Below are 8,398 nucleotides of genomic sequence, written 5' to 3'. Positions count from 1 at the left end.
AACTGATGTAGTTCTTGCTGTGGTTCCTGCTACAAAATGTTCTATTAATTTTAATTGTTTATCTTGACTTAATTTACTGCGTTTCATACTTTAATTTTAACAAATTTAAGTTATCTAGGACAGCCCCAAAAATTATTAACTGTACTTATATATAACAAAAAAATATAATAATAATAAAATAAAGCAAAAATTTAATTGTAATAAAGAATTGTTTTTTTATACCGATATCATATAATAAGATATATGAAAAAATTAATTATATTATTTATAATTTTATCTATTAGTAATCTATACCCTAAAATAGATATGAAACGCTCTACCATAATAGAAAAAAAAGATTATGGCTATATAGTTTATGCTGAAGACTATTATAGGCTCTACTCACTTCCTTCATATTATGCGGAATACGACTTGCTTAGAAATGTGGATTATTTAGAAAGAGCATTAAACGCCCCTTTTGATTTTGTAAATAGAGCATTGACAATAATAGAAACAGAAGAAGCATATACTAAATATAAAGACCTTATGCATATGCAATTTAATTATCTTATCACTCAAAATTACATATATTTAGCAGGTCTTTATGATAAAGAAAATTATTATTTTTATAATTCTCAATTTGATGAAGATATAAAAAAGAGCTTTGAATATGCTGTTTATTTTTATAATTTAGCCAAAGAAAGATGGGTAATCACTAAAGATTTGGCTCAAAAAGTAATGAAAAATAAATCAAAATTAGAAATGGATAACTTAATAGACAAAGCATACAAAATAGCACTTGGAGAAATAGATTATAATAAAACAGCAGATAGGCAATTAAAGCATATAGAAGAAATATTAAATATGATGGAATAAATTATGGATAAATACTATGAAATAGAATTTGAAACCATAATAGGATCAAAGACAAAAATATATAATGATGATATTACTATAAAATGCCAAAATATGAATGGAATAGTTACTTATTTTGAAGGCAAGGCTATTGACATATTTATAGATGAAATAAAAAATAATAATGCTTTATTAAAAAACTCAAAATTTTACACTAATGTATTATTAGACGAAAAAGAAATACCTAATAAAGAAAAATTTAATACAGCTGAATATTTTTATCGTATTTATTTAAATTGCATACCATATTCTAATAAGCTAAAAGATGAAAATAATGAAACTTTAAAGAAAATATGTAAAGAAAAATCTGAAGAACGTTTTTTGTTTTTAGAGCCGAATGTTGATAAATTAAAATCTATATTAAAATCCGAAAAAAATATAAACATAGATACATTATATTTGATAGATAGAATATTAAGCGACATAGGAATATTAATAAGAACTGATTTTATTAAATACATACAAGCAATAAAAAAATCTATAATGATAGGAAGCAAAGTAGATAAAAAAGATATGTATATATATCATATAATAAGCAGCCTTGTTTCTTATTTAGAACATAATAATGTTTTTAATTATATTTTTGATAATCCTGATTTTCAAGACATTAATATGATATCGCATAGCAATAGAACTGCTTTAATGATGATAGAATTTATGCATTATTATAACAGAGAGTTTAAAAATAGATTAGGAAATAAATTAAGATTAGAATACAAAAGCAAGTATATAGATAAATATCAAAAAATAATATCGCATTTTGAAAGTGATATATCAATAGATAATTTGGAAAGAGTATTTAAATTTGGAATAAGGAAATTTAATAATGGTGAAATCATTAATTTTTCTATAGGAGCATTATATCATGATGTAGGCTTATTGAAAATATTTGATTTTGTACCTATGAATAATTTTTTAAAAGACACAGATAATAATCAAGACTTACATGCATTAAAAGGATATAATTTTATAAAGAAAACTTTAAACTTTCAAAATGATGTGTCATTATTAGTAGGGCTTCATCATGATTATTATAGCTATTCAAAAAACAATTTAATAAAACAATTTTCAAATAATAAATATCCGGATAATATATTATCATTTGAAGCAGAAGATTTTATAAGAGGCGAAGTATATGCTTATGTGCCTTCAAAAATATTAGAAATAGTAGATATATTCGATGTATTAGTTTTTATGAACTCAAAGAAAAAAGAAAAGGTTGAAGATGTAATTATATATATAAAAAGTAAATTAATGGCAGAAGAAATAAAATTAGACCCTATCATTTTGGATTTATTTGTTAATTATTTATCTGAAACTTATCAAATAAAATTTAATATTCCTACAAATTAAAAAAATCTTTTAAAAAAGTACCTACTCCATTATTATTATTGGTATCTGCTATATATTTAGCATTTTTTTTAACATAGCTTTCAGCATTTTCCATAGCAACCCCAACACCTGCAAACTCAATCATCTCTATATCATTATAGTTATCTCCAAAAGCAATAACATTCTCTCTATCAATATTTTTTTTATTACATAACCATTTTAAAGCATTCGCCTTATTAGTATTTGCTGCAAGTATTTCTAAATAATGAGGATCAGAAAAAAAAGTATGAACTGTAAACAAATTATCAATATCTTTTTTTATATCAATTAATATATCATTTTCTCCAAGTATAATCATCTTTTGAACTTCAATATCATTATTAAAATTTTCTAAACCAATTATTTTATTCTTTTTATCAATTTTTTCTGTATGAGTTTGAAATTTAAAATTATCTTTAGCTACTATATATTCTTTTATAGAATAAATGTTTAATGAAGTATGATTTATATATTTTTCTTTATATAGATTCATAATATTATATACTGTATTATTTTCTAAAGGACTACTAAAAATACAATTAAAATCATTATCAACAACCATAGCTCCATTAAATACTATAGATTCTTTATTATTTTGCAATTCTTTATAATAAAAATCCATAGCAGAAATAGGTCTTCCTGTAGCAATTACAATCTCAATCCCTTTATCTATAAGTTTATTTAAAACAGTTTTATTATAATCACTTATTTTAGTATCATCATTGAGAAGAGTACCATCTAAATCAGTGGCTATTAATTTTATATTGTTATTCATGAATTAAATAATCCTTTCAAAAACTTTCCTACACCATCATCTTCATTAGTTAAAGCAATATAATCAGCTCTTTGTTTTAAAATATCCTCACCATTCTCCATCGCAACACCAATACCTGCAAACTCAATCATCTCTATGTCGTTATAATTATCTCCAAAAGCTATTACATTTTTTCTATCAATACCTTTTTTGTCGCATAACCACTTCAAAGCACTGCCCTTGTTTATGCCATAAGCTAAAATCTCTAAAAAATTTGGGTGCGAAAATGAAGTGTGAACATCGAGTTTTTCTCTTATATGAGTCTCAAGATTAGAAAGCACATCGTTCTCCCCAATAAATAACATCTTACTAAAATTATAATTATCAATAGAATCAAACCCTATAACAACATCAGTAATATTTTCTTTTTCAGCATAGTTTTTAAAATATATATCCTCTTCAGAAACTATATATTGATTGCCATTGTAAACATGCAAATAAACATCATAACTTTTAGCAATATCCATTAAATAAAACACATCTTTTTCTTTAATAACTTCATTATATACAATATTGCCTTCACTATCAGTAATAACAGAACCATTACAAACTATAGAATAATTATTATTATCTAAATATTTACTGTATCTTTTAAGACCGTCAAAAGGTCTTCCGCTAGCAAATACAAGCTCTATACCATTATTAATGCAATGCTTTAATACATCTCTATTGTAATCGCTTATCTCACTATTATTATTGAGAAGTGTGCCGTCTAAATCTGTGGCTATTAATTTTATATCATGCATGCTTTATATAATACCATAAAAACAATCTAATTCAAGCATCTTTTTATTAGTGAATGAATACAAAAATAAATATTACTATTAAATGTTTAATTTCTTTGCTAAACCAAGTAAATAATATTTTGCTAAATAAAAAATAAAAGAGGCTTGATATTATCTCACCTCTTGTAATGCCGTTTAGACGTTGCTTATATTTTAGAAAAGTAATACTATTAAATAAATTTTATTAAAAATTTTATTAATATGCTATATGCTATTTATTTAACTTTTGCACCTCTTCCTATAACTCTCATTTTCTTAGACAAACCAACCTGCACTATTTCATATCTTGGCATTATTAAAAAATCGTATTTAGAATCTTTTAAAGCTTTTGCTATTAATTGTTCTTTTAGATTTTCATCTTTTGAATACGGCATTTCTGCTATTAATACCTCTCCTACAGTGATGTCGCTTCCGCTAAGCTGCAATGATTGCGGGATTACAGAAGCAGTTGAAACAGTTTTACATCCCGTAAAAATTAAAAAAATAGATAATACAGCAATAAAAGCTATTATGTTTTTCTTGTTCATGATAGAACTCCTTATAAAATAATTATTTATGATAAAATTTGTTTTATCTACGATTTTTTGAACAGTATTGAAACTAATGAGTTTTGAAAGCATTAAAAAATTATGCAATAATGATATGGAACGGTTTATACGATGATAACAGCTATGAAAAAATATTTTAAATAAAAAGTTTAAATTTGTTGCGTTGCGTTGCGTTGTTCAACATTATTAAGTTATTTTTTATATTCATACAGAGTACAATATTATATTTTTATAATTTTGTCAAATAATTTTATAATATTTTATAATAATTAAACAATTTTTTTTTATTTTATATATAATTATATTTTTATCTTACACTCTTATCATAAGGTATACCAGAAGCCTTAGGAGCTTGAGAAGTTTTAGATGTAAATGAAAGCACAATTAAAGTAGCAATATAAGGTATCATTTTATAAATGCTGTTTGATATAGGCAAATTAGCAAGCAAAGGTATACCAGAATATGCCGAAGCAAGTGTTTTCATAAGCCCAAAGAAAAAAGCAGCATAAAGTATTTTAATAGGCTTCCATTGACCGAATATTAGCACAGCCAAAGCTAAAAATCCATATCCAGCAACAGTAGCATTAAAGTTTGTAGAAGTAGGTATAACAAATACCAATCCTCCAAGCCCGCCTAAAGCACCAGATATAGCAACACCAATATATCTTATCTTATAAACATTAATACCCACAGAATCTGCAGCCTGAGGATGTTCTCCGCAGCTTCTAAGTCTAAGACCAAATCTTGTTTTGTAGAGCATAAACCAAGATAAAGCTAGTATTATAAAACCTATATAAGTTGTTATATAAGTATTCTCAAATAGTAAATTACCAATAATAGGAATACTTCCAAGTATAGGTACAGACTCTATTCTAAAATTATTAACAAAAGATATTTGCTGAACAGTTTGTATAGCCCTTGTAACATATATAGCAAAAGCAGGAGCAAATATATTTAAAGCCGTACCGCTAATAACTTGATCGGCACTCATATTAATAGCAGCGTATGCATGAAAAAGAGAAAATATAATTCCCGCTAAAGCAGATATAATCATAGCTAAAAATAATGTAACGGTAGGAGGAAAATTAGCTCCAAGCCTGCTTATAAAAAATATACCCGCAAAAGCCCCTATTATCATAATGCCTTCAAGAGCAATATTAACAACTCCGCTCCTCTCAGAAAACATTCCCCCCAAAGCAACAAGTAAAAGAGGAATAGAAAAAAACATAGTCTGCTGTACTAAAAAATAAATTGTATCCATTGAAAACTCCTTTTTTTTATTTATATATCTTTTACTCATTAGCATTTGTTTCTTGGTTTTTGTTTATCTTTTTAGATATAAATCCAACAATAGATTTAAAAAGCAAAGCAAAAGCACTAAAATAAATGATAGAAGCAATAATCATCTCTATTATCTCAGGGGTAAAATCATAAACCTGCATATAAAATCCGCCTACTGTAATATGAGCAATAAAAAGCCCAGCAATTAAAATACCTATAGGATGAGAAAGCCCAAGTAATGCAATAGGTATACCCATAAAGCCCTCTTCAGCAAGCACATCAACAACCTCAATATGCTTACCAATACCAGATAAATAAAGAAGCCCGCCCCCAAGTCCAGCTAAAGCACCAGCTATTACCATAGAAAGCACAATATTTCTTTTTTCATTAATTCCAGCATATCTGCTCGCATCTTTGTTTAATCCGCAAGCCTTAAGCTCAAAACCAAATGTAGTTTTAGAAAGTATTATATAAACTATAATAACAACTATTACAGCCACAAAAAAACCGCCATTAGCACTAGAACCTCTAAATAATACATCTAACCCCATACCAGGCAATGTAGCTGAAGGAGGAATATTCTGCGATTGATTTTTAAGCATATCATAAACAGTTAAAGTAACTAAATAATTAGCAAGATACATACCAATATAATTCATCATAATACTTGAAATAACTTCATTAACATTAAATCTTGCTTTAAGAAGTCCGGGTAAATAAGCCCACAAACCGCCAGCTATAAATGAAGCAAGCAAAGCAATAACCCAATGAATAGCAGGAGGCAAGAATGTGCATTTAATTGCAACTAACACTGCAGCATAAGCCCCTATAATAAATTGACCGGAAGCTCCTATATTAAAAAGACCATTTTTAAAAGCAAAACCAACAGAAAGCCCTGTTAATATTAAAGGAGTAGCCGTATATATAACCTGCCCTATTCCTCTCATTCCCCCAGAAAAACCGCCAGAAAGTATAGTCATAAAAGCAGGAAAAGCATCACCTATATTACTTACAAGAAGAATTATAAGTCCTAAAAGCAAACCTATAACAATAGCAAGAAAAGAAGAAAATACATTTATAAATCCTTCTTTCTCTAAAATATTTGCCAATTTATCTTTTAAATTACTGCTCATTAAGCACTCCTTTTAGAACCAGCCATATATAAGCCTAACTCATTAATAGTAATATCTTTATTTATCATATTAGCTACAATTTCTCCTTCGTATATAACAAGTATTCTGTCACTCAAATTCATAACCTCATCAAGCTCTAACGATACGAGAAGAATTGCCTTTCCGCTGTCTCTCTGTGCCACCAATTCTTTATGTATATATTCAATAGCACCAACATCCAATCCCCTAGTAGGCTGAACTGCTATAAGTAAATCAGGGTTTCTATCTATCTCTCTTGCCACTATTACCTTTTGCTGATTTCCCCCAGACATGCTCCTTGCAAAAGTTTTAGATCCTTCAGCACTTCTTATATCAAATCTTTTTATAAGTCCATTAGCATACTCTTCTATTTCTTTAAATTTTAAAAATCCATTTTTTTGAAATTTGTCAGTAAAGTATGTTTGAAGTATAGTGTTTTCAGCAAGCGTATAATCAAGTACAAGTCCATGCTTATGCCTGTCTTCAGGAATATGACCTATACCGCTTAATGTCTTTTTTCTTATAGATAAATTAGTAATATCTTTTCCATTCAAACTAACACTTCCGCTAGACATATCCATAAGTCCTGTTAAAGCATGTATAAGTTCAGTCTGTCCATTTCCATCAATACCAGCAATACATACTATCTCTCCCGCACGTACATCAAAAGAAACATTCTTTACTATATTTTTCTCACTATGAGGCGATTTAACATTCAAATCCTTAACCGATAATATTATATCCTTTGGTTTAGCTAAAGTTTTTTCTACTACTAAAGATACCTTCCTTCCAACCATCATCTCAGACATCTCTTCTTTTGTAGTAGTCTTAACATCAATAGTGCCAATATATTTTCCCTTACGAAGCACCGAACATCTATCAGCTACTTCTTTAATTTCGTTTAATTTATGAGTAATAAAAAGTATAGATTTACCTTCTTTTGTTAAAGATTTCATTATCTTCATAAGTTCTTCGATTTCATGAGGAGTAAGTACTGCGGTAGGCTCATCAAAGATAAGTATTTCATTATCTCTATAAAGCATTTTCAATATTTCAACTCTCTGCTGCATTCCAACTGTTAAATCACTAATAATAGCATCAGGATAAATTTCAAGCCCATAAGTTTTACTTAGTTCCATAACCTTCTTTCTAGCATCATCTACCTGAAGCACACCGTTTTTTACAGTTTCCACCCCAAGCATAATATTTTCTAAAGCAGTAAAATTATGAACAAGCTTAAAATGCTGATGCACCATACCAATACCTAAAGCATTTGCCGTATTAGGGTTATCAATATTAACTTCTTTTCCATTAACTTTAATAATTCCTTCTTCTTGTTTATAAAGCCCAAAAAGTACGCTCATAAGTGTAGATTTGCCTGCTCCATTTTCTCCAAGCAAGGCATGTATCTCACCTTTTTTTAATTGTATAGTGATATTATCATTAGCTACTATTCCCTTAAACCTTTTAGTGATTCCTAACATCTCAACTACATATTCCACAATATATTCCTCCTAAAATATAGGGATACCTCATCAAAAGGTATCCCTTTTA

Annotated in this window: 8 protein-coding genes and 1 pseudogene; 2 read left to right on the top strand and 7 right to left on the bottom strand. The window is 27.6% G+C overall.

Features of this window, described 5'->3' with window-relative positions:
- A pseudogene (locus tag EPJ72_RS01210) lies at positions 1-87 on the bottom strand (IS1595 family transposase); the annotation flags it as partial.
- Positions 88-243: 156 nt separating this feature from the next.
- Here EPJ72_RS01210 and EPJ72_RS01205 point away from each other — a divergent pair.
- Complete coding sequence (locus EPJ72_RS01205) at positions 244-855, top strand: hypothetical protein (protein ID WP_147730451.1); 612 nt, start codon at positions 244-246, stop codon at positions 853-855.
- A gap of 3 nt (positions 856-858) precedes the next feature.
- Positions 859-2,247, top strand: coding sequence for a phosphohydrolase (locus EPJ72_RS01200; RefSeq protein WP_147730450.1), 1,389 nt, complete (start codon positions 859-861; stop codon positions 2,245-2,247).
- Here the strand turns inward: EPJ72_RS01200 and EPJ72_RS01195 are convergent.
- The 6 genes from EPJ72_RS01195 to EPJ72_RS01170 form a co-directional block, all read right to left on the bottom strand.
- On the bottom strand, positions 2,237-3,040 hold the full coding sequence (locus EPJ72_RS01195; protein WP_147730449.1) for a Cof-type HAD-IIB family hydrolase: 804 nt from the start codon (positions 3,038-3,040) through the stop codon (positions 2,237-2,239). The two genes, EPJ72_RS01200 and EPJ72_RS01195, sit on opposite strands and share 11 nt — an antisense overlap.
- Positions 3,037-3,825, bottom strand: a complete 789-nt coding sequence (locus EPJ72_RS01190; RefSeq protein ID WP_147730448.1) for a Cof-type HAD-IIB family hydrolase — start codon at positions 3,823-3,825, stop codon at positions 3,037-3,039. The genes EPJ72_RS01195 and EPJ72_RS01190 overlap by 4 nt, the downstream gene beginning before the upstream one ends.
- A gap of 254 nt (positions 3,826-4,079) precedes the next feature.
- A complete protein-coding gene (locus EPJ72_RS01185) occupies positions 4,080-4,391 on the bottom strand; it encodes a hypothetical protein (RefSeq protein WP_147730447.1) in 312 nt (103 codons plus the stop codon).
- A gap of 328 nt (positions 4,392-4,719) precedes the next feature.
- A complete protein-coding gene (locus EPJ72_RS01180; RefSeq protein WP_147730446.1) occupies positions 4,720-5,673 on the bottom strand; it encodes an ABC transporter permease in 954 nt (317 codons plus the stop codon).
- Between the two features lie 31 nt (positions 5,674-5,704).
- Positions 5,705-6,826 carry an ABC transporter permease gene (locus tag EPJ72_RS01175; RefSeq protein WP_147730445.1) on the bottom strand — a complete coding sequence of 374 codons (1,122 nt, stop codon included), beginning with the start codon at positions 6,824-6,826 and terminating at the stop codon, positions 5,705-5,707.
- Positions 6,826-8,328: an ABC transporter ATP-binding protein gene (locus EPJ72_RS01170; RefSeq protein WP_277871895.1), complete on the bottom strand. Its 1,503-nt coding sequence runs from the start codon at positions 8,326-8,328 to the stop codon at positions 6,826-6,828. Before EPJ72_RS01170 ends, EPJ72_RS01175 begins: the two co-directional genes overlap by 1 nt.
- Between the last annotated feature and the right edge of the window lie 70 nt (positions 8,329-8,398).

The organism is Brachyspira pilosicoli (assembly GCF_008016535.1).
GTDB classification, from domain to species: domain Bacteria; phylum Spirochaetota; class Brachyspiria; order Brachyspirales; family Brachyspiraceae; genus Brachyspira; species Brachyspira pilosicoli_A.
Note: the sequence above shows the minus strand (reverse complement) of the source record. Positions and strands in the feature narration are given on the sequence as shown.

What these genes read in the sequence shown, in the direction of transcription:
- EPJ72_RS01195 (WP_147730449.1), bottom strand. Translation starts at nt 3,040, where the DNA reads ATGAATAACAATATAAAATTAATAGCCACTGATTTAGATGGTACTCTT.
- EPJ72_RS01180 (WP_147730446.1), bottom strand. Translation starts at nt 5,673, where the DNA reads ATGGATACAATTTATTTTTTAGTACAGCAGACTATGTTTTTTTCTATT.
- EPJ72_RS01205 (WP_147730451.1), top strand. Translation starts at nt 244, where the DNA reads ATGAAAAAATTAATTATATTATTTATAATTTTATCTATTAGTAATCTA.
- EPJ72_RS01190 (WP_147730448.1), bottom strand. Translation starts at nt 3,825, where the DNA reads ATGCATGATATAAAATTAATAGCCACAGATTTAGACGGCACACTTCTC.
- EPJ72_RS01200 (WP_147730450.1), top strand. Translation starts at nt 859, where the DNA reads ATGGATAAATACTATGAAATAGAATTTGAAACCATAATAGGATCAAAG.
- EPJ72_RS01175 (WP_147730445.1), bottom strand. Translation starts at nt 6,826, where the DNA reads ATGAGCAGTAATTTAAAAGATAAATTGGCAAATATTTTAGAGAAAGAA.
- EPJ72_RS01170 (WP_277871895.1), bottom strand. Translation starts at nt 8,328, where the DNA reads ATGTTAGGAATCACTAAAAGGTTTAAGGGAATAGTAGCTAATGATAAT.
- EPJ72_RS01185 (WP_147730447.1), bottom strand. Translation starts at nt 4,391, where the DNA reads ATGAACAAGAAAAACATAATAGCTTTTATTGCTGTATTATCTATTTTT.